16 protein-coding genes are annotated in these 19,483 nt (G+C 62.7%); 10 read left to right on the top strand and 6 right to left on the bottom strand.

The window, feature by feature from the left end; all coding sequences use genetic code 11:
• Nucleotides 1–40: 40 nt before the first annotated feature.
• Complete coding sequence (locus AC1DV9_RS03025; protein ID WP_477946095.1) at nt 41–3,511, bottom strand: indolepyruvate ferredoxin oxidoreductase family protein; 3,471 nt, start codon at nt 3,509–3,511, stop codon at nt 41–43.
• Nucleotides 3,512–3,771: 260 nt separating this feature from the next.
• Here AC1DV9_RS03025 and AC1DV9_RS03020 point away from each other — a divergent pair, with 260 nt between their 5' ends.
• Nucleotides 3,772–5,136, top strand: coding sequence for a Xaa-Pro aminopeptidase (locus AC1DV9_RS03020; protein ID WP_477946093.1), 1,365 nt, complete (start codon nt 3,772–3,774; stop codon nt 5,134–5,136).
• Here the strand turns inward: AC1DV9_RS03020 and AC1DV9_RS03015 are convergent.
• From AC1DV9_RS03015 to AC1DV9_RS03000, 4 genes are all read right to left on the bottom strand, one after another.
• Entirely contained in the window at nt 5,133–6,038 is a 906-nt protein-coding gene (locus AC1DV9_RS03015) for a DMT family transporter (protein ID WP_477946091.1), read from the bottom strand. The two genes, AC1DV9_RS03020 and AC1DV9_RS03015, sit on opposite strands and share 4 nt — an antisense overlap.
• Nucleotides 6,039–6,131: 93 nt before the next feature.
• Nucleotides 6,132–7,163, bottom strand: a complete 1,032-nt coding sequence (locus tag AC1DV9_RS03010; RefSeq protein WP_477946368.1) for a hydroxyacid dehydrogenase — start codon at nt 7,161–7,163, stop codon at nt 6,132–6,134.
• Nucleotides 7,164–7,185: 22 nt separating this feature from the next.
• A complete protein-coding gene (locus AC1DV9_RS03005) occupies nt 7,186–7,614 on the bottom strand; it encodes an aconitase X swivel domain-containing protein (protein ID WP_477946089.1) in 429 nt (142 codons plus the stop codon).
• Complete coding sequence (locus AC1DV9_RS03000; RefSeq protein WP_477946087.1) at nt 7,611–8,861, bottom strand: aconitase X; 1,251 nt, start codon at nt 8,859–8,861, stop codon at nt 7,611–7,613. The genes AC1DV9_RS03005 and AC1DV9_RS03000 overlap by 4 nt, the downstream gene beginning before the upstream one ends.
• A gap of 248 nt (nt 8,862–9,109) precedes the next feature.
• Between AC1DV9_RS03000 and ugpB the strand changes: the two genes are divergently transcribed.
• The 7 genes from ugpB (at nt 9,110) to AC1DV9_RS02965 (ending at nt 16,678) form a co-directional block, all read left to right on the top strand.
• Nucleotides 9,110–10,420 carry a sn-glycerol-3-phosphate ABC transporter substrate-binding protein UgpB gene (gene ugpB / locus AC1DV9_RS02995; protein ID WP_112388825.1) on the top strand — a complete coding sequence of 437 codons (1,311 nt, stop codon included), beginning with the start codon at nt 9,110–9,112 and terminating at the stop codon, nt 10,418–10,420.
• 64 nt (nt 10,421–10,484) lie between these two features.
• Nucleotides 10,485–11,366 (top strand): sn-glycerol-3-phosphate ABC transporter permease UgpA, encoded by an 882-nt coding sequence (ugpA, locus tag AC1DV9_RS02990; protein ID WP_112388824.1) that lies wholly within the window; start codon nt 10,485–10,487, stop codon nt 11,364–11,366.
• Nucleotides 11,367–11,375: 9 nt separating this feature from the next.
• Nucleotides 11,376–12,224: a sn-glycerol-3-phosphate ABC transporter permease UgpE gene (ugpE, locus tag AC1DV9_RS02985; RefSeq protein ID WP_477946085.1), complete on the top strand. Its 849-nt coding sequence runs from the start codon at nt 11,376–11,378 to the stop codon at nt 12,222–12,224.
• On the top strand, nt 12,224–13,270 hold the full coding sequence (locus AC1DV9_RS02980; RefSeq protein ID WP_477946084.1) for a sn-glycerol-3-phosphate import ATP-binding protein UgpC: 1,047 nt from the start codon (nt 12,224–12,226) through the stop codon (nt 13,268–13,270). The genes ugpE and AC1DV9_RS02980 overlap by 1 nt, the downstream gene beginning before the upstream one ends.
• A gap of 179 nt (nt 13,271–13,449) precedes the next feature.
• Nucleotides 13,450–13,983 carry a winged helix-turn-helix transcriptional regulator gene (locus tag AC1DV9_RS02975; protein ID WP_477946083.1) on the top strand — a complete coding sequence of 178 codons (534 nt, stop codon included), beginning with the start codon at nt 13,450–13,452 and terminating at the stop codon, nt 13,981–13,983.
• 15 nt (nt 13,984–13,998) lie between these two features.
• Entirely contained in the window at nt 13,999–15,087 is a 1,089-nt protein-coding gene (locus AC1DV9_RS02970) for an HlyD family secretion protein (protein WP_477946081.1), read from the top strand.
• Between the two features lie 13 nt (nt 15,088–15,100).
• Entirely contained in the window at nt 15,101–16,678 is a 1,578-nt protein-coding gene (locus AC1DV9_RS02965) for a DHA2 family efflux MFS transporter permease subunit (RefSeq protein WP_477946079.1), read from the top strand.
• 45 nt (nt 16,679–16,723) lie between these two features.
• Here AC1DV9_RS02965 and AC1DV9_RS02960 read toward each other — a convergent pair whose 3' ends face one another.
• On the bottom strand, nt 16,724–17,299 hold the full coding sequence (locus AC1DV9_RS02960; protein ID WP_477946077.1) for a TetR/AcrR family transcriptional regulator: 576 nt from the start codon (nt 17,297–17,299) through the stop codon (nt 16,724–16,726).
• 148 nt (nt 17,300–17,447) lie between these two features.
• Between AC1DV9_RS02960 and AC1DV9_RS02955 the strand changes: the two genes are divergently transcribed.
• Both AC1DV9_RS02955 and AC1DV9_RS02950 read left to right on the top strand, forming a co-directional pair.
• The gene (locus AC1DV9_RS02955) at nt 17,448–18,167 is read left to right on the top strand and encodes an SDR family oxidoreductase (protein WP_477946075.1); all 720 of its coding nucleotides are present in this window, start codon (nt 17,448–17,450) and stop codon (nt 18,165–18,167) included.
• Between the two features lie 157 nt (nt 18,168–18,324).
• Complete coding sequence (locus AC1DV9_RS02950) at nt 18,325–19,482, top strand: metallophosphoesterase (protein WP_112597533.1); 1,158 nt, start codon at nt 18,325–18,327, stop codon at nt 19,480–19,482.
• The last annotated feature ends 1 nt before the right edge of the window (nt 19,483 follow it).

Here is a 19,483-nt window from a genome sequence, read left to right as displayed (position 1 = left end):
ACCGCTTGGCACCTTTGCTGGAATTGCTAGTCGCCACCAACTATGCGGCGTCCGGCATGCGTGCCGGCTCGCCCGTCGTCTCGTAAGCCTTCAAGCGCTTGTCGATCTGCTCCATGATCGTCCGGGCGGCCGCCTCCTTAACCGGCCCGTAGCCACGAATCTCATCGAACAACGTCAGAATGGCAAGCGCTTCCGCTTCATTGCCGGCGTCGAGCCTTGCAAAGACGCGGGTCGCCACCGCCTCGTAGTCCGAAATCAGCCGGCGCTCGTGCTTGCGCTCACGCAGGTAGCCGAAGGGATCGAGTGCTGTGCCACGCAATGTCTTGAAGCGTGCGAGACCGCGTAGCAGCGGCAGGATCCAGGCGCCGAACTCCCGCTTCTTCGGGCGGCCGTTCGGGTCCTTGCCCGAAAGAACCGGTGGCGCGAGATTGAAGACCAAGCGGAAGTCGCCCTCCATTTCCTCGCGCATCTTCGCCTCGAAGGCTGGATCGGTGAGCAGCCGCGCCACCTCATACTCATCCTTGTAGGCGAGCACGCGGGCATAGGTGACGGCCGTTGCAAACGGTATCTTGTCCGAGAGACCGGCCTTTGCGGCAGCAGCCTTGGCGCGATCGACGAGGGCGGCGAAGCGGGTGGCAAGGCGCTCGTCTTGGTAGGCGGCGAGATATGCCTTGCGATGGGCGACGACCTCAGCAAAGGACATATCAGCCAGCGTCTTGCGCTCCTCCTTCTCGCCCATCGCAGCGCGCACGGCGTCCGGATCGTGAGCGAGAAGGCGCCCCCAGTTGAACGACGCCCGGCTTGCCTTGACGGCGACACCATTGAGTTCGATCGCCTTTTCGATCGATTCAAGCGACAGCGGCACAAGGCCCGATTGCCAGGCAAAGCCGGTGAGCAGGATATTGGTGTTGATGCCATTGCCGGTCAGCGCAGTCGCCGCATGGCTGAAGTCGAGGAAGACCGAGCGGTCGCTGACGGTCTTGGCGATCGTGTGCATCACCGAGCCGGTCTTGAAATCGAAGTCGCGGTTGCGGACGAAATCGGCAACCGGCATCAGTCCGGTATTAACGATCGCCGTCGTGCGCTCGCTCTTGCAGAGCGTGATCGCATCCTTCGAGGCGCCGACGACATCATCGGCTGCGAGCAGCAGATCGGCACCGCCATTGACGATGCGCGGCGAGGTCACGTCCTTTTGCGCGCGGCCGATGCGCAGATAGCTCATCACCGCGCCGCCCTTCTGGGCGAGACCGGCCATGTCGAGGATCATCGGCACCTTGCCATCGAGATGGGCGGCCATGCCGAGGACGGCGCCGATCGTCAGGATGCCGGTGCCGCCGACGCCGGCGATGGCGATATTCCAGGGACGGTCGCCGATCTCCGGGATGACAGGCATCGGGATGTCGGCATCGACGGGTTCGACCGCCTTGCGCCTCTTGCGCTCGCCGCCCTTCACGGTAACGAAGGATGGGCAGAAGCCCTTCACGCAGGAGAAATCCTTGTTGCAGGTCGACTGGTTGATCTGCCGCTTGCGGCCGAACTCGGTTTCCAGCGGCTCGACCGAGATGCAGTTGGATTGCACCGAGCAATCGCCGCAGCCTTCGCAGACCGCTTCGTTGATGAAGACGCGCTTGGCCGGATCCTCCATCAGGCCGCGGCTACGGCGACGGCGCTTTTCGGCAGCACAGGTCTGTACATAGACGATCGCCGAGCAACCCGGCGTTTCGCGCAGCTTCAGCATGACGGGATCGAGATGATCGCGGTGCAGGACGGTGACGCCGGGCGCAAGCTCAGGCGCCACATAGGCATCCGGATTGTCCGAGAGCAGATAGATCGGCGAGACGCCTTCATTGTAGAGCTGCTTGGTCATCAGCTGCGGCGTCATATAGCCGTCGATCTGCTGGCCGCCGGTCATGGCGACGGCATCGTTATAGAGCAGCTTGTAGGTGACGTTGACCTTGGCGGCGACCGACTGGCGCACTGCCAGAATACCGGAGTGGAAATAGGTGCCGTCACCGAGATTGACGAACATGTGCTTCTCGTCGGTGTAGCGCGAGATCGCCGTCCACGGCACGCCTTCGCCGCCCATCTGCGTGAAGGTCTCGGTATTCCGGTCCATCCAGGTGACCATGTAGTGGCAGCCGATACCGGCGGTGGCACGGCTGCCTTCGGGCACCCGTGTCGAGGTATTGTGCGGACAGCCGGAGCAGAAGAACGGCGTGCGCTGCAACGGCGGCACATGGCTGCGGCTGATCTGGCCGCGCTCGGAGAGATAGGCAAGCTTGTCGGAAATCCGCTGGTGCAGCGCCGGGTCCATATCGAGTTTCAGGATGCGTCCGGCAATGGCACGGGCAACGGCGCCGACCGTCAGCGCCGCCGAGAGGCTGAGATAGGGTTTGTCATGCTCGTCGAACTTGCCGACGATGCGCGGGCGGACATCGGAACGCCAGTTGAAGAGCTGCTGCTTGATCTGGTTCTCGATGATCTCGCGGCGTTCCTCGATGACGAGCACCTCGTCCAGACCCTCGGAGAAATGCCGGACGGCCTCAGGCTCCAGCGGCCAGGGCATGCGGATCTTCAGGATGCGGATGCCGATCGCTTCCATCTCGGCGCGGCCGAGCTCCAGTTCGCGCAGCGCCTGCAGCACGTCCTCATAGGCCTTGCCCGAGGAAATGATGCCGAAGCGGGCATGCGGCGCATCATGGGTGATTTCATCGACCCGGTTGGCACGGGCAAAGGCGATCGCTGCATAGGCCTTGTAGGTCTGCAGCCGGTCGTCCTGGATCAGCGGCGGGTCCGGCCAGCGGATGTTGAGCCCGCCCGGCGGCAGCTCGAAATCGGTCGGGATCACGAATTGGCGCTTTTCGCCCGAGAGATCCACGGCCGCCGTCGTTTCGACGGTATCGGCGATGAATTTCATGCCGACCCAGCAGCCGGAATAGCGCGACATGGCAATGCCGAGCAGGCCGTATTCGATGAATTCGTGGATCGAGGAGGGGTAGAGAACCGGAATGACCGCCGACATGAAATCATGGTCGGTCTGGTGGGGCACGGTGGAGGACTTGGCCGCGTGGTCGTCACCGGCAAAACAGAGCACGCCGCCGTGCTTGGAAGTGCCCGCGGCATTGGCATGTTTCAACACGTCGCCGGAACGATCGACGCCCGGACCCTTGCCGTACCAGATACCGAGAACGCCGTCCTTGTTGGCTCCCGGCGAAAGACCTGCCTGCTGGCTGCCCCAGACGGCGGTAGCGGCAAGATCCTCGTTGATCCCGGGCTGAAAGGTAACCTGGTGCTGGTCGAGATAGCGCTGCGCCTTCATCAGCTGCTGATCGTAGCCGCCGAGCGGCGACCCGCGATAGCCTGATATGAAGGCAGCCGTGTTCAACCCGGCGGCATGGTCGCGCCGCATCTGGGTCATCGGCAGGCGAACCAGCGCCTGCAGTCCGGACATGAAGACCCGGCCCTCTTCGGCCGTATATTTATCGTCGAGCGATACACTCGTCGCCAGCATCTGCTCTCCTCCCGAGATCGCAGTGGTGAACCATGACGCCTAGGGAGGGCTCCTCTTCCACTCCCTTGGCATGTAACGCGATAGTAGCACTGCGGTTGCGGAATTTCCGGGCCAAGAATGGCGCGGTTGCGCATCATTCGAAAATTAGAATGTGCCATCACGACATTTTTGCAATGGGTGGCCTTTGCCGATTGACCTTGCGGCCGCCATCTCGCCATATCCGTCGAGCCCGGTTTGGAGCGGGCGCATCGGAGGAAAACATGACCATTTCGCTCGCACCCGTCGCCCTGCCGGATTTCGGTCCGCTCGGCGAACAGCCGAAGATTCCCGCCGCCACCTATGCAGCGCGCGCCGACGCAGCGCTGAAGAATGCCGGGACAGACTGGCTCGTCGTCTATGCCGACCGGGAGCATTTCGGAAACATCATGTTCCTCGCCGGATTCGAGCCGCGTTTCGAGGAGGCGCTGCTGCTGCTCGGCAAAGGCGGCAAGCGAGTGATCATCACCGGCAATGAATCCGAAAGCTATACGGCGCTCGCCCGGCTGCCCGGCATCGAGGTGCTCCGCGCCCAAACATTCAGCCTGATGGGCCAGGACCGCTCGCAAGACCCGCGCCTCGCCGACCGTCTCAAGGATGCCGGGATCAAGGCAGGCGACAACATCGGTCTCGTTGGCTGGAAATATCTATCTGCCGAAGAAGATGACGACTATGCACAAAGCTTCTTCGTGCCAGACTTTATCGTGAAGATCCTCAGCCGCACCATCGGCAGCGGCGGCAAGCTCGTCGATCGAACCGAAGTGTTGATGCACCCCCAGAACGGCCTGCGCTCCGTTGTCGATGTCGATCAGCTCGCGGCTTTCGAATGGGCGGCGGCGCGCTGCTCGACGGCGCTCTGGCGGGTCGTTTCGGGCGTGCGCGAAGGCGATACGGAATTCGAGGCGCTCGGACGGCTCGGCTATGAAGGCGATCCGCTCAACGTCCACACGATGTTTGCCTCGGTCAGCAAGGGCGAACACATCATCGGCCTGCGCAGCCCGACGGCGCGAAAGCTGAAGCGCGGCGACGGCGTCACCACGGCGCTCGGCTACTGGGGTGCACTGTCATCGCGCGCCGGATTGCTTGCTGATCACGACCACGATTTTCTGAAGCCGTCGAAAGCCTATTTCGAGGCGCTGATCACCTGGTACGAAACATCGGATATCGGTGTCACCGGCGGCGCGCTCTTCGAGGCGGTGACCGGCAAGCTGAAGTCGGCGGGGCTCAACTCTGCGCTCAACCCCGGCCATCTCGGCAGCCATGAGGAATGGCTGCACTCGCCGGTGCAGCCGGGATCGACGGATCGTCTCCGCTCCGGCATGCCGTTCCAGGTGGATGTCATTCCGGTGCCGATGCCTGCAGGCTGGGCGCTGAACAGCGAGGATGCCGTTGCCTTTGCCGACGAAGCACTGAGGGAGGAGATCAGGCATCGCTATCCGGCCATGCATGCGCGTATCGCCGCGCGTCGCAGCTTCATGGCGGACAAACTGGGTGTCGCGGTCAAGGACAGCATCCTTCCGCTGTCCTCGACGCCGCTCTATCTCCCGCCGTTCTGGCTGAAGTCGGGGCATGTGCTGGTTCGCGATTAAGCCGTCAGGCGGCGCCGGGAGATGATCACGAGGCGCCGCTCCCACCAGATCAGCACCAGGCTGGAGCCGACGATCAGCAGGGCTCCGGCGACCACGTTCAGCGTCGGGATCTCGGCCCAGATCAGGTAACCATAGAGGAAAGCCCAGATCAGTCCGCTATATTCGATCGGCGCCAGCGTCGAGGCCGGCGCATAGCGGAAACCTTCGTAGAGGATGTACTGTCCGGCCGCACTGATGCAGCCGAGACCGATCATCAGCACCCATCCGAAAGCATCGGGGGTTTTCCAGACGAAGGGCAGTGCGGCGCCGCAGACGATGACGAACAGCACTCCTGTTGCCAGCATCTGGTTGACGGTGCTTTCTGTGCGGCTAACGAGGCGCACGAGGATGGTGCTCCAGGCCCAGCAGAAGCCGGCGAAAAACACCATGCCGGCCGGAATAAGGCTCGGCGCTTCGGCAGGATTGGCGGCCAGAACGACGCCGATGAAGCCGCCGATGCAGGCCAGCCAACGGATCGGCCCGACATTTTCGCGCAGGATGAAGATCGACAGCACGACGGTGATGACGGGTGCCGAGAAATACATCGTGGTGATTTCGGCGAGCCCGAGATGGCGGGCTGCGGAATAATAGGCAAGCCAGGCGCCGAGCATCAGCACGGCGCGCAGCAGAACCGAACTCCGGTGCGAACTTTTCAGGATCGACGGATGACGGTTGCGGTGGATGAAGAAAGCCGAGAAGCCGACGATCATCACGCTGCGGATGAACAGGATCTGCGGCACGGCATAGTCGGCGACCAGCCATTTGACGACGGCGTCCTGGATGGCAAACAGCGAATAGCCGATGCAGGCAAGGGCAATTCCCACCAGCGGGGAAGGCGCCTCATCGGTCGATCTGGAGAACATGGAAGCCTGCGATGGGAATGCGTTGGGGTGCCACGGCCTAGCAAGACCGGGCACCGTTGACAATGCAAGGAATAGCCCTCCGCGAAGATTTGATCAGTTGATCTTCACGCCCTTCGACCGCATGCGTGAAACCGTTTCCCGTTCGGCCCGCTTGCAGCGCATCGGCGGCAGGCCGCGGTCCATCAGGTCCATGTCCTCGAGCACCATGTCGCCCATCTTCTTGAAGGCGCTGTCGAGCGCTCCGGCGCGGTGGGCCGAGCGGATAAAACCCTTGAGTTTGCGCACCGGATGATCGGATGGCAGCGGCTCTTCCGGATAGACATCGCTTGCCGCCACGATATGGCCTGAGGCAACAGCGGCCATCAGCGCATCGAAATCGACGACATCGGCGCGGCTGAGCAGGATGAGGGCCGCGCCCTTGCGCATGCTGGCGAAGGCCTCGGCTCCGAGAAAGCCCTTGTTCTCGCTGGTGACGGCGGCAACGACGAAGACGAAGTCGCTCTTCGTCAGCACATCCTCCAGGCTTGCCGCCTCGACGTTGTTTTCCTCGAGGATCGATTTCGGCTGCCAGGGATCGAAGACCCGCACCTTGGCGCGGAAGCCTGACAGCACGCGGCGCAGCGCCTTGCCGAGATCGCCGAAACCGACGATGCCGATCTCCGATCCGGCGATCAGCCGGGCGCTGGCATTGCCCTCGCCGCCCCAGAGCTCGTTGCCTTCGCGAAAGGCGACATCCGCATCGACGATGCCGCGGGCGAGCGACAGGGCGAAGCCGAGACCGATTTCGGCCACCGGCTCGGCAAAGACCTGACCCGTCGTCACCACATGGATGCCGCGCTGGAAGAGCACGTCATAGGGCATGTTGTTGATGAGATTGCTCTCGACATTGAGCACACAGCGCAGCGACGTCATCCGCGCCAGCGTTTCCTCAGACAGCGGCGGCTGGCCGATGATGTAGCGCGCCTTACCGAGAACCTCGTCGCCGAGACCGGCGATATTGTCGGGATCGGCCTCGACGATCTCGTATGTGTCGTGAAGCACCCGGCGCGCTTCGTCGGTGAAGATCAGGTCGAGCGTGCGCGGCTCGGGCGCGCTGATCGCCAGGGGCTTTTCGGTCTTCGTCATCATCTCCTCCTCCCGCAGCCACCTAACGCTGCACAATCCTTATCTCAGCGCCACGCTCACCGGCATCGATCGACAGATGAGCGGCCGCCGAAATCAGCGGCCAATCATCCGGCCTAGCCAGCGCCACCGGACAGCCGATCCCGTAGAGCGCCTCCGCAACCATTGCGCCGGTGACGACGATCGCATCGCGCTTCAACAGAATGATCCCAGCAGGGGCGGTCTTCAGCCGGATGGCTTCGGCCAGCACCGAGCTTCCCGAACTCGATCCCCTGCCTGCCTCCATGACAAGGATCGCGCCGGTGATCGACTGGCCGCTTTGCGGATGCCACTGGTCAATGATCTCGCCGGTCGCCGAATCGACGCCGCCCCAGAAGCTGAGCGGCTCGGCAAGCACGAAGGCCGCAGCCGCAGCCTTGCCTTCCATGAGGGTCGTCGCGGAAAATACCGTCACAGCCGCACCACCTTGCCCGAGCGCGCCGAGGCCATGCATTCGGCGAGCGAACCAAAGGCGACATCGACTCCGATATTGCCGGGTGCGTAATAGGCCCACTTGCCCGAGTTGGTCATCACCGCACCCGACATGTCGCGGATGATCGCAGTGACATAGGTGCAGGTATCGATGACGAGCGTCACACCCGCCGCTTCCAGCGCCACGCGCCAGCCGCGATTTTCAAGCTCCGCCAGAACCTCGCGATTGGTGTTGATGTAGATATCGATCGCCGCTTTCCCGCCTGCGAGCAGCGGCATCAGCCGCTCGAACTCGCCGATGGAAAAATGCGGCGTTCCCATGCTGACGGCCGCAAGCGGCGTCCCTTCCGCCACCGTCGAGAGATTGCGGATGGTGTCGCGGATATCAGTGCGGCTGAGCCGGATTGTCTCCTGCGGCTCGACCCCGCCACAGGCTTCCTCCAGCGTCGGCGCCTCCGGCGTCAGCCCGACGGCGTGGAACAGCGCGACGGCGCCAGCCGAGGCGGCAACGGCACCGAGCGCCTTGAGATCATCCTCTGAACTCTCCTCTGGCAGCCCGCGGATGACGGGGATGCGATCGCCGCAGCGGCGGCCGATGGCGTGACCGGCAGCGACACAGATCGACCCGGCATCCCGCTCACCCCCAGCAAATTCCTCGATATCGACGAGCACGGTCGCGCGCCGGTTTTCGGTGACGTGCAGCCCATAACAGGGCGCCCGGCCAGTCAGCGCGCAGCAGAGATCGATGAAATCGCCGTAGCGATTGGTGCGGGCGCCGAGCACCGAATTGGCAAAGACGATGGCATTCGATTCCGCCCAGGCGATCTGCGCCCCGAAGCGCGGGCGGAAGATCGTCTGGTAGGGCGCGCAGGTGAAGGTCGGGACGCAGCCGAGCTCCTCATGCGCCCTCATCAGCCGCGCACCGTTGCGGCCGAGCGCCTCGTCGCCGCGGAAAAGTTCGGGATGGATGAGATCGACCGAACCGACATTCAGCGTCGTCGGCACGCGGACACGGCCGCCCCAGGACACCATGCGCTCGACGAAATCGAGGCTGACCTCGCCGAGATAGAGACAGCCGTCGATATGCGCCGCTTCGATATCCACCAGTTTTGTGGCGCCGACAGCCTCGGCGAAACGCACCAGAAGCCGCATGGCAAAAGCCGCCGCCTCACCATGGCGGCCGTCGAGCAGGGCTTTGTCATCAGGGGAAAGCTGAAGAGAGGAATGCATGGCGCCGACGCTATCAGGTCGTCTTGCGGGAGAGAAGATGGCTTGCGAATTCGACCAAAGGCGCCCTCGACAAAACTGTCACAAACACTATGTCACAAAACCTTCACAATTTCATTTGCCAGTTCGTTTCTTTTCGTTTTGTATGCGGAAAGTTTCGTAACGAAACCGGCCGGTGGGATCGAGGAGGATCTGCGCCGGCAGGCCGTGCTCCGTTCAAAACGGCACGGCAGGACACATAGGGAGGAACCATGTCCATTCGTTTCATGGCCGCATCCGCGGCAACCATCACCTTGTCGCTCTCGTTCGCTTCGAGTGCCTTTGCGGTGACCGAACTGCAGTGGTGGCACGCTATGGCGGGCGCCAACAACGAAGTGGTCAACCAGCTCTCCAAGGAATTCAACGAAAGCCAGAAAGACTACAAGATCGTCCCGGTTTTCAAGGGCACCTATCCGGAAGCGCTGAATGCCGGCATCGCCGCCTTCCGCGCCAAGCAGCCGCCCGCGATCCTGCAGGTCTTCGACGCCGGCAGCGGCGTGATGATGGGCGCCGAGGGCGCGATCATGCCGGCAGCCCAGGTTCTCGAAAAGGGCGGCTTCAAGTTCGACAAGTCGGAATACCTGCCCGGCATCGCCGCCTATTATTCGAAGCCCGACGGCACGATGCTGTCCTTCCCCTACAACTCATCCTCGCCGATCCTCTATTACAACAAGGACACCTTCAAGAAGGCCGGCCTCGACCCTGAAAGCCCGCCGAAGACCTGGCCCGAAGTGTTCGAAGCGGCCAAGAAGATCAAGTCGAGCGGCGCGTCTGCCTGCGGCCTGACCTCGACCTGGCTCACCTGGATCCAGACCGAGAACCTGGCCGCATGGAACAACGTGTCCTACGGCTCGAACGAGAACGGCCTTGCCGGCACCGATGTGAAGCTCGCATTCAACTCGCCGCTCTTCGTCCAGCATTTCCAGGCGATCGCCGATCTCGCCAAGGACGGCACGTTCCGCTACGGCGGCCGCACCTCGGAAGCCAAGCAGCTCTTCACCTCCGGTGAATGCGGCATCATGACGGAATCGTCCGGCGGTCTCGGCGACATCATCAAGACGGGCATGAACTACGGCATCGGCCAGCTGCCCTACTATGAAGGCGAAGGACGCCCGCAGAACACTATCCCCGGCGGCGCCAGCCTCTGGGTCTTCGCCGGCAAGAGCGACGAGGAATACAAGGGCATCGCCCAGTTCTTCCACTTCCTGTCGCAGACCAAGATCCAGGCCCGCCTGCACCAGGTGTCCGGCTACATGCCGGTGACCATGGCCGCTTATGAAGACACCAAGAAGTCCGGCTTCTACGAAAAGAACCCGGGCCGCGAAACGCCGATCCTGCAGATGATGGGCAAGGCGCCGACCGAAAACTCCAAGGGCGTGCGTCTCGTCAACCTGCCGCAGGTGCGCGACATCATGAACGAAGAGTTCGAAGCGATGCTGGCCGGCAAGCAGGATGCCAAGGCAGCGCTCGACAAGGCCGTCGAACGCGGCAATGCCGCGATCCAGCAGGCAATCGGCCAGTAAATACGGCGTTCCCGCCCGCATCCCTGGAGGCTGCGGGCGGCCCCTTCATGTCAAGGAGATCGCCGTGCAGCGCGTCGTCTTTCCGAACAAGATCCTTCCCTATTTCCTGGTCGCCCCACAGATCATCCTCACAGTGGTTTTCTTCTTCTGGCCCGCCAGCCAGGCGCTCTATCAATCGATGCAGCGCGAAGATCCATTCGGCCTGAAGAGCGGCTTCGTCGGCCTCGCAAACTTCCGCGACGTCTTCGCCGACCCGAATTATCTGAACTCGCTCTATGTCACCGTCGTCTTCAGTGTGCTGACGGCGCTTCTCTCGATGGTCGTGGCGCTGGCGTTGGCGACGGCAGCCGACAAGGTGGTGCGCGGGCAGACCTTCTACCGGACGCTGCTGATCTGGCCCTATGCCGTGGCGCCTGCCGTCGCCGGCATGCTCTGGCTGTTCATGTTCAATCCGGCGATGGGCACCTTCGCCTATATCCTGCGGCGCAACGGCTTCATGTGGGATCCGCTTCTGAACGGCAACCAGGCGATGACGCTGGTTATCGTCGCGGCCGCCTGGAAGCAGATCAGCTACAATTTCCTGTTCTTCGTCGCCGGGCTGCAGGCTATCCCGAAATCGCTGATCGAGGCGGCCGCTATCGACGGCGCCCGCGGCAGCCGCCGCTTCTGGACCATCGTCTTCCCGCTGCTGGCGCCGACCACATTTTTCCTGCTCGTCGTCAACACCGTCTATGCCTTCTTCGACACCTTCGGCATCATCCATTCGGTGACTGGCGGCGGCCCGGCCAAGGCGACGGAAACGCTGGTCTACAAGGTCTATAACGACGGCTTCGTGAACCTCAATCTCGGCTCGTCCGCGGCACAATCGGTGATCCTGATGATCATCGTCATCGCGCTGACGGCCTTCCAGTTCCGCTTCGTCGAGAAGCGGGTACATTATGCGTGAGGGTCTGAAATGATCGAAAAACGCCCCATCGCCAGCCTCATCGGCCACCTGATGCTGATCATCGGCATCATCATCGTCGCCTTCCCGATCTATTATACGTTCGTCGCCTCGACGATGACGTCGGCGGAGATCATCAAGCCGCCGATCTCGTTGCTGCCGGGTAGCCACTTCACCGAAAATTACACCGAGGCGCTGTTCGGCGGCGTCGAGCGCGCCGTCGGCGTCAGTCTCGAACGGCTGCTCTTCAACACCTTCGTGGTGGCGATCCTGATTGCCGTCGGCAAGATCCTGATCTCCTTCCTGTCGGCCTTCGCGGTGGTGTTCTTCCGCTTCCCGCTGCGCATGGTGTTCTTCTGGATGATCTTCGTCACGCTGATGCTGCCAGTCGAGGTGCGCATCCTGCCGACTTACAAAGTCATCGTCGATCTCGGCCTGATCGATACCTATGCAGGGCTGACCCTACCGCTGATGGCCTCGGCGACCGCAACCTTCCTGTTCCGCCAGTTCTTCCTGACGATCCCAGGCGAATTGCTGGAGGCGGCGCGCATCGACAATGCGGGACCATTCCGCTTCATGCGCGATATCCTGCTACCGCTGTCGCGCACCAATATCGCGGCGCTCTTCGTCATCCTGTTCATCTACGGCTGGACGCAGTATCTCTGGCCGCTGCTCGTTACCAATGACGCGCAGATGAACACGATCATCATCGGCCTCAGGAAGATGGTGGATTTCACGGACGCGGCAACGCCCTGGAATTTCGTGATGGTGACGGCGATCCTTGCGATCATTCCGCCCATCCTCGTCGTGGTGCTGATGCAGCGCTGGTTTGTCAAAGGTCTTGTGGAGACGGAGAAGTAATGGCCAGGATCACCCTCAACGACGTCCGCAAGACCTATGGCGGCGGCGTCGAAGTCATCAAGGGCGTCTCGCTCGAGATCGCCGACGGCGAACTCCTGGTGCTCGTCGGCCCCTCCGGTTGCGGCAAGTCCACGCTGCTCAGAATGATCGCCGGCCTGGAAGGCATCAGTTCCGGGGAGATCAGCATCGGCGACCGCGTGGTCAACGATCTCGAACCCTCCGAGCGCGATATCGCCATGGTCTTCCAGAACTATGCGCTCTATCCGCATATGACGGTGCGCCAGAACCTCGCCTACGGCCTGAAGAACCGCAACACGCCGAAGGACGAAATCGAGCGGCGGATCGTCAAGGCGGCAAAGTCGCTGGAGATCGAGCCCTTCCTGGAGCGCAAGCCGCGCCAGCTCTCGGGCGGCCAGCGCCAGCGCGTCGCCATGGGCCGCGCCATCGTGCGCGAACCCGCAGCCTTCCTGTTCGACGAGCCGCTCTCCAATCTCGATGCGAAACTGCGCGTGCAGATGCGCGTTGAGATCAAGCGGCTGCAGCGGGCATTGGCGACCACCAGCGTTTATGTCACCCACGACCAGATGGAGGCGATGACGCTCGCCGACCGGCTCGTCGTCCTGAACGGCGGCCATATCGAACAGGTCGGCACACCGATCGAGCTCTACGAGAAGCCGGCGACCACCTTCGTCGCCACATTCATCGGCTCGCCGTCGATGAACCTGCTGGAGACCAGCGGCGCCGGCTTTGCTCTCGGCAACGGCGCCACGCCTTTGCCGCCGGGCACCGCAACGCTCGGTATCCGCCCTGAAGACCTGCACCTCGCCGAACCCGGCAAGCCCGACGCCTTCACGGCAGATGTCCGCGTCGGCGCGGTGGAGCTCGTCGGCGCCGAAAGCTATGTCCACGGCACCCTGCCGAACACCCAGGACATCGTCTTCCGCGTCCCAGGCCGGTCGCAGATCGCCATCGACGCCCGCGTGACGATCGGCGCGGCGCAATCAGCGCTGCATTTCTTCGACGCTGCAGGCAAAAGGATCGGTTGATCCTTCCATCTGATTTTTCTGCGATCCGCGAAGGGCCAGCCGACACCACGGCTGGCCCTTCGCGTTTCGGCCATGCCGGCGCGCCGGAGCTCTGTATTTCGCAACACAAGCAAACGGCTTGCAAAGTGCAATCGGTCGGCGTAATGTAACTTTCATGATGAAAGTTACTTGGTGACACGATGCAGAATAAGAGCTTCAAATCCATGCAGTGCCCTGTCGCCCGCAGTCTCGACCGCGTCGGCGAATGGTGGAGCATTCTGATCCTGCGCGATGCGCTGCGCGGCGTGACGCGGTTCGACGATTTTCAGAAGAACCTCGGCATTGCCACCGCGACGCTGACGCGCCGCCTCGACAATCTGGTCAAGGCGGGGCTGGTGGAACGGCGGGCGTATCAGGAGCGGCCGCAACGTTTCGAATATGTGCTGACGGCCTGCGGCGAGGACTTCCGCCCGGTCATCTGGTCGATGATCGCCTGGAGCAACCGGCATTTCGCACCTGAAGGGCCGAGCCTTGTCATCGTCGACAAGCAAAGCGGCGCCTGGGCCGATCCGGTGCTTGTCGACCGCGAGACCGGAAACCCGCTCGCCAAGCCGCAATATGACGTCGCCGCCGGGCCTGCCGCTAGCGAGACGTTGCGATTGCGCTATCCCTTGCGCTCCGAAGCGTCCGGTATGGCGCTGATCGAGCGCCCCGCCCCCAACCAAGAACAATAAGACTGGAGCATGGCCATGAATAAGGTCGTGACTGAATCCGAACTCACGCAGGGCGCCGTTCCCCTGAAGCCGAAGAGAAGCCTCAAGCGGCCGCTCGGCATTCTTGCACTCATTGCCATCGCCGGCGGCGCCGGATGGTACGGCTATTACTGGTCGCAGACCGGCCGCTATCTCGAGACCACCGACGACGCCTATATCGGCGGCAATACCACGGCGCTCTCGCCGCGGGTTTCCGGCCATGTCGAGGCTGTTCTGGTTGATGACAATCAGCGGGTGACGGCAGGTCAGTTGCTGGTGCGCCTTGACAGCCGCGCATTCAAGACGGCCGTCGATCGCGCCGAGGCGGCAGTGCGCGAACAGCAGGCGAGCCTCGACAATCTTCACGCCCAGTCGGCGCTTCAGGCCTCGCTGGTGAAGCAGGCGGAAGCCGACCTTGCTGCCAAGAAGGCGGCATCCGATTTCACCGAGATCGACGCGGTGCGTTATCGCAATCTGGCGACCCAGAGCACAGGAACAGAGCAGAACGCCCAGAAGGCTGTGCTCGCTGACACGCAGGCGAAGGCCGCAGTCGCCGCTTCCGACGCCGGACTGACGGCCGCGCGGCAGCAGATACAGGTTCTGGACACCCAGATCGCCCAGGCGCAATCGGCGCTTGATGGCGCCAGGCTCGATGCAGAGACGGCGCTGCTCAATCTCAGCTACACGGAGGTCCGCTCGCCCGTTGATGGCTACGTCGGCAACCGGGCAGCCCAGGTCGGCGCTTTCGTTTCCGATGGCAGCTATCTCCTGAGCGTGATCCCTGAAAAGGGACTGTGGATCGACGCCAATTTCAAGGAAGACCAGCTCGCGGTCATCAAGCCCGGGCAGAAGGTGACTGTGGTCGCCGATATCTATCCCGGCCACGATCTGACCGGTAGGATCAGCAGCATCGCACCGGCCACCGGCGCCACCTTCAGCGTCATTCCGCCTGAAAACGCCACCGGCAATTTCACCAAGATCGTCCAGCGCGTGCCCGTCCGCGTGGCGCTCGATGACACCGCCGTCAGGGATCAGGCGCTGCGGCCCGGCCTCTCGACAACGGTGACCGTCGACACCCGCCCCTGATCAGGAATAGACCATGACAGCCCCCGTCACGCCTGCCCAGCCAAGCTGGGTTCGCAGTCTGCTGCCTTTCGTGGTGATGTGCTTCGGCATGTTCATCGCGCTGCTCGACATCCAGATCGTCGCCTCATCGCTCCAGGATATCGGCGGCGGCCTGTCGGCCTCGCAGGATGAGATCAGCTGGGTACAGACCGCCTACCTGATCGCCGAAATCATCGTCATCCCGCTGTCGGGATGGCTGACCCGCGTGTTCTCGACGCGCTGGCTGTTCACCGCGTCGGCCGCCGGTTTCACACTGACCAGCATGCTGTGCGGCCTTGCCTGGAACATCGACAGCATGATCGTCTTTCGCGCCCTGCAGGGTCTGCTCGGCGCCTCGATGATCCCGACGGTCTTTACCTCGTCCTTCCACTATTTCCAGGGACCGCGGCGCGTCTATGCGGCAGCGGTCGTCGGCACCATCGCCTCGGTCGCGCCGACGCTCGGCCCGGTTATCGGCGGCTGGATTACCGATACCTGGAACTGGCACTGGCTGTTTTACATCAACGTTGTGCCCGGCGCCCTGATCGCCGTGCTCGTCGCCATCCTGGTGAAGATCGACGAGCCCGATATCAAGCTTCTCAAGGAAGCAGACTATCCCGGCATCCTGCTGATGGCGGTGGCACTCGGAACGCTGGAATATACGCTGGAAGAAGGCACGCGCGCCAACTGGTTCGACGACCAGACGATCCGCACCACCGCAACGATCGCGGGCATCTCCAGCCTGCTGTTCTTCATCCGCAGCCTGACCTATTCGAAACCGGTCGTCGATCTGCGCGCCTTCGGAAACCGCAACTTCGCCATCGGCTGCCTGCTTTCCTTCGTGACAGGCATCGGCATATTTTCAACCATCTACCTGACGCCGCTGTTTCTCGGCTATGTCCGCGGCTTCAATGCCTGGGAGACCGGACTTGCCGTCTTTTCCACCGGCGCTGCATCGATGCTCGGCGTTCCCTTCTACATCATGCTCGCCAAGCGCTACGATATCCGCTGGCTGATGATGTTCGGGCTTGCCTCCTTCGGCATCTCGATGTGGGGCTTCAGCGCCATCACCCATGACTGGGGCGGCGACCAGCTTTTCTGGCCACAGGTGTTCCGCGGCTTTCCGCAGGTCTTTGCCGTCGCGCCCGCTGTGACGCTCGGCCTCGGCAGTCTGCCGCCCGAACGGCTGAAATATGCCAGCGGTCTGTTCAACATGATGCGCAATCTCGGCGGCGCCGTCGGCATTGCCGTCAGCGCGGCAATCCTCAACAACCGGACCAACATGCATTTCAACGCCATCGCCTCCAACCTGACGCCTGCGAATGGTGCGATGGAGCGGCTGACGGGCGGCGTTGCGCGGCGCTATTCAGAGATCGCCGGAAGCATCAACGACGGGCAGACGGCCGCCTTGAAGCAACTTTTCAGGCTCGCCTACCGCGAGGCCTCTACCATGGCCTATGCCGATGCCTTCCGGGTGATCATGGCCGCCTTCGTCGTCGCCACTGCGCTGGTGCCGCTATTGCGCAATGTCACGCCACCGAAGAGCCCGCAACCCGGCGGCGGTGGTCACTGAGAGGGAAGCGTAGTGCGACGGCGGCACGTGCCCCAAGCGATCAGCTCAACGCTTTGCGCTTTGAAGTAGTGTCTCGACCGCCGCCTTGGCGGAAGCAAAGGGTGCGGGATTGCGGCACACCTGTGACATCAGCAATGCGCCCTGGAAGAGAATGGCGATCTGTTTTCCGAGGCCTTCGGGATCGGCCACGCCGAGACGCCCGCACATGCCAATGAACCGCTGCTCGACATGGAGGCCGAGACGTTCACCGCGCGCCGCGATGCCTTCGTGCTTGCCGGCATATTCCTGCGAAGCCTTGATCCCCAGGCAGCCCCGGCGGTCTGCCTCCAGCTGCATGCGCCGGCTGTCGAAACAGGCGAGGATCTGCTGGCGCGGATCGCCATCTGTGGCCGTTGCAGGGGCAAAATAAGCGTCCGCGATGCCCTCGCCATAATAATCGAGCACCGCTTCGATCAGGTCCTCTTTCGAGGCGAAATACTTGTAGAGCGTGCGCTTGGAGATGCCGCTCTCGGCCATGACGGTGTCGATGCCGGTGGCATGAAAGCCGCCATCGTAAAAGCGGTCGAAGGCCAGTTTCAGGATTTCGAGTTTCTTGGCCGGGATCGGCGCGGCGTCGGGCATGTCTCATTTCCTCACGGTCGTCTGACGACAGCTTTAGCAAACTGCGTTGACACGGTAAACAGATCTGTTTATCCATTCATGATGTAAACAGATCTGTTTACTAAATTTTCGAACCTATGGCCGCAGCGATGGCCTGGAAGGAAAGCAAATGTCACTGAGAGATAAGACCGTCCTGGTTTCGGGCGCCAACCGCGGCATCGGCGCAGCCACCGTCAAGGAATTGCTCGGCGCTGGCGTCAAGAAGATCTACGCCACAGCCCGCAATGTCGCGTCGCTTCCCGATTTCGCCGATGCCCGCGTCGTGCCCCTGCAGCTTGATGTGACCGACGATGCCTCGGTCAAGCAGGCGCTTGCCGCCGCGCCCGATGTCGATGTGCTGCTCAACAATGCCGGGAGCCTTGCGTTCAACGACTTCATCAGCAGCACGCATGAAGAACTGAACGGCGACATGGAGACCAATTATTACGGGACGCTGCGTGTCATCCGCGCCTTCGCGCCCGGTTTCATCGCCCGCGGCTCCGGCACGATCGTCAACGTCGTCAGCATCGTCGGCCTGGTTTCCGCCCCGCCGCTCGGCGGATATTCGGCTTCGAAGGCTGCGCTGCAATCGCTGACGCAGACGCTGCGCGCCACGTTGAAGGCTTCCGGCATCGATGTCATCGGCATCTATCCCGGCCCCGTCGATACCGATCTCGCCAGGCATATCCCGCTCGAAAAGGCGACGGCGGAGCATGTCGCGGTCAATATCGTCCGCGGCATCGAAAACGGTGACGCCTACATCTTCCCGGATCCGACTGCCCTGCAGATCGAGCATCTGTGGGCGAATGACGGCCGCAGCCTGGAAGCCGCGATGGCCGCCGCCGGCTGATCGTCGCCCGCGGGTTCGACGGCGTGCCGCTTCCGCAAGAGGCGCGCCGCCGAGATGGCCGAGCAGCATGGCCTCTTTTACTGGCGTGCCGCAGTTCCTATTTGCTCTGGCACGCCGCTCTCGCATCATGCGGCCGGCTTCCATTGACGGATTTCTCATGCGCCCTTCCGCCTTCTTCGTCCGCGTCATGGCCATCGGCCTTCTGATGCATCTCTATGTCGGCATCCGGCTGATACCCGCAGCACCCGTCGATGGTGCGCTGAAGTGGCTGGCGGTCATCGCCCTTGCCGCTTCCGTGACCCTGATACCGCTTGGAATGGCAGCCCGGATGATCAGCCGCCAGCCACTGTCCGATCTGCTGGCATGGGCCGGTCTTTCCGCCATGGGCTTCTTCTCGTCGCTGCTCGTTCTCACAGTCCTGCGCGACATCGCGCTGACCGCGCTCGCCATCGCCGGATGGGTATCGGGGGCGGGTACGCCCGTCCGGTCCTTTGCGGAATTCACCGCACTCGGCGTCCCCGCGCTTGCGCTGCTTCTCAGCCTTCTCGGCCTCTATTTCGCACGCCGCCGCGCGCCGGTGAAAACGGTTGATGTTCCGGTCGCCGGACTTGATGCGGCGCTTGACGGCTTCACCATCGTCCAGGTCAGCGACATTCACATCGGCCCGACGATCAAGCGCGGCTATGTCGAAAAGATCGTCGCGACGGTCAACGCGCTGAAGCCTGACCTCATCGCCGTGACGGGCGACGCCGTCGATGGCTCGGTGCCGCAGCTGCAGAAGCACACGCAGCCGCTGGCGGACCTGGCGGCTCCCCATGGCACGTTTTTCGTCACCGGCAATCATGAATATTATTCGGGTGCCGATCCGTGGATCAGCGAGTTTCGCCGGCTAGGGCTGACGGTGCTGATGAACGAGCATGTGGTCATCGATCACCGCGGCGCGCAGGCCGTCATTGCCGGCGTCACCGATTATGGCGGCGGTCATTTCGACCCGCGGCATCAGAGCGATCCGGCCAAGGCCGCCAAGGGCGCACCCGGCGATGCGTCCTTCCGGCTGCTTTTGGCCCATCAGCCGCGCAGCGCCCCCGAGGCGTCGAAAGCGGGTTTCACGTTGCAGCTCTCCGGCCACACACATGGCGGCCAGTTTCTGCCGTGGATGTTCTTCGTGCGAATGCAGCAGCCATTCGTTCACGGGCTGGCGAAGCTTGGCGATCTCTGGGTCTATACCAGCCGGGGAACCGGCTATTGGGGACCGCCCATCAGACTCTTTGCGCCTTCCGAGATCACGCGGCTGCGCCTTGTGCAAGGCGGTTGAG

It is taken from the genome of Rhizobium sp. 01L410, assembly GCF_056400165.1.
Note: the sequence above shows the minus strand (reverse complement) of the source record. Positions and strands in the feature narration are given on the sequence as shown.

Excerpts from the sequence above, each read along its gene's own strand:
- AC1DV9_RS03025 (WP_477946095.1), bottom strand. The coding sequence starts at position 3,511 with ATGCTGGCGACGAGTGTATCGCTCGACGATAAATATACGGCCGAAGAG.
- AC1DV9_RS03020 (WP_477946093.1), top strand. The coding sequence starts at position 3,772 with ATGACCATTTCGCTCGCACCCGTCGCCCTGCCGGATTTCGGTCCGCTC.
- AC1DV9_RS03015 (WP_477946091.1), bottom strand. The coding sequence starts at position 6,038 with ATGTTCTCCAGATCGACCGATGAGGCGCCTTCCCCGCTGGTGGGAATT.
- AC1DV9_RS03010 (WP_477946368.1), bottom strand. The coding sequence starts at position 7,163 with ATGACGAAGACCGAAAAGCCCCTGGCGATCAGCGCGCCCGAGCCGCGC.
- AC1DV9_RS03000 (WP_477946087.1), bottom strand. The coding sequence starts at position 8,861 with ATGCATTCCTCTCTTCAGCTTTCCCCTGATGACAAAGCCCTGCTCGAC.
- ugpB (WP_112388825.1), top strand. The coding sequence starts at position 9,110 with ATGTCCATTCGTTTCATGGCCGCATCCGCGGCAACCATCACCTTGTCG.
- ugpE (WP_477946085.1), top strand. The coding sequence starts at position 11,376 with ATGATCGAAAAACGCCCCATCGCCAGCCTCATCGGCCACCTGATGCTG.
- AC1DV9_RS02980 (WP_477946084.1), top strand. The coding sequence starts at position 12,224 with ATGGCCAGGATCACCCTCAACGACGTCCGCAAGACCTATGGCGGCGGC.
- AC1DV9_RS02975 (WP_477946083.1), top strand. The coding sequence starts at position 13,450 with ATGCAGAATAAGAGCTTCAAATCCATGCAGTGCCCTGTCGCCCGCAGT.
- AC1DV9_RS02970 (WP_477946081.1), top strand. The coding sequence starts at position 13,999 with ATGAATAAGGTCGTGACTGAATCCGAACTCACGCAGGGCGCCGTTCCC.
- AC1DV9_RS02965 (WP_477946079.1), top strand. The coding sequence starts at position 15,101 with ATGACAGCCCCCGTCACGCCTGCCCAGCCAAGCTGGGTTCGCAGTCTG.
- AC1DV9_RS02960 (WP_477946077.1), bottom strand. The coding sequence starts at position 17,299 with ATGCCCGACGCCGCGCCGATCCCGGCCAAGAAACTCGAAATCCTGAAA.
- AC1DV9_RS02955 (WP_477946075.1), top strand. The coding sequence starts at position 17,448 with ATGTCACTGAGAGATAAGACCGTCCTGGTTTCGGGCGCCAACCGCGGC.
- AC1DV9_RS02950 (WP_112597533.1), top strand. The coding sequence starts at position 18,325 with ATGCGCCCTTCCGCCTTCTTCGTCCGCGTCATGGCCATCGGCCTTCTG.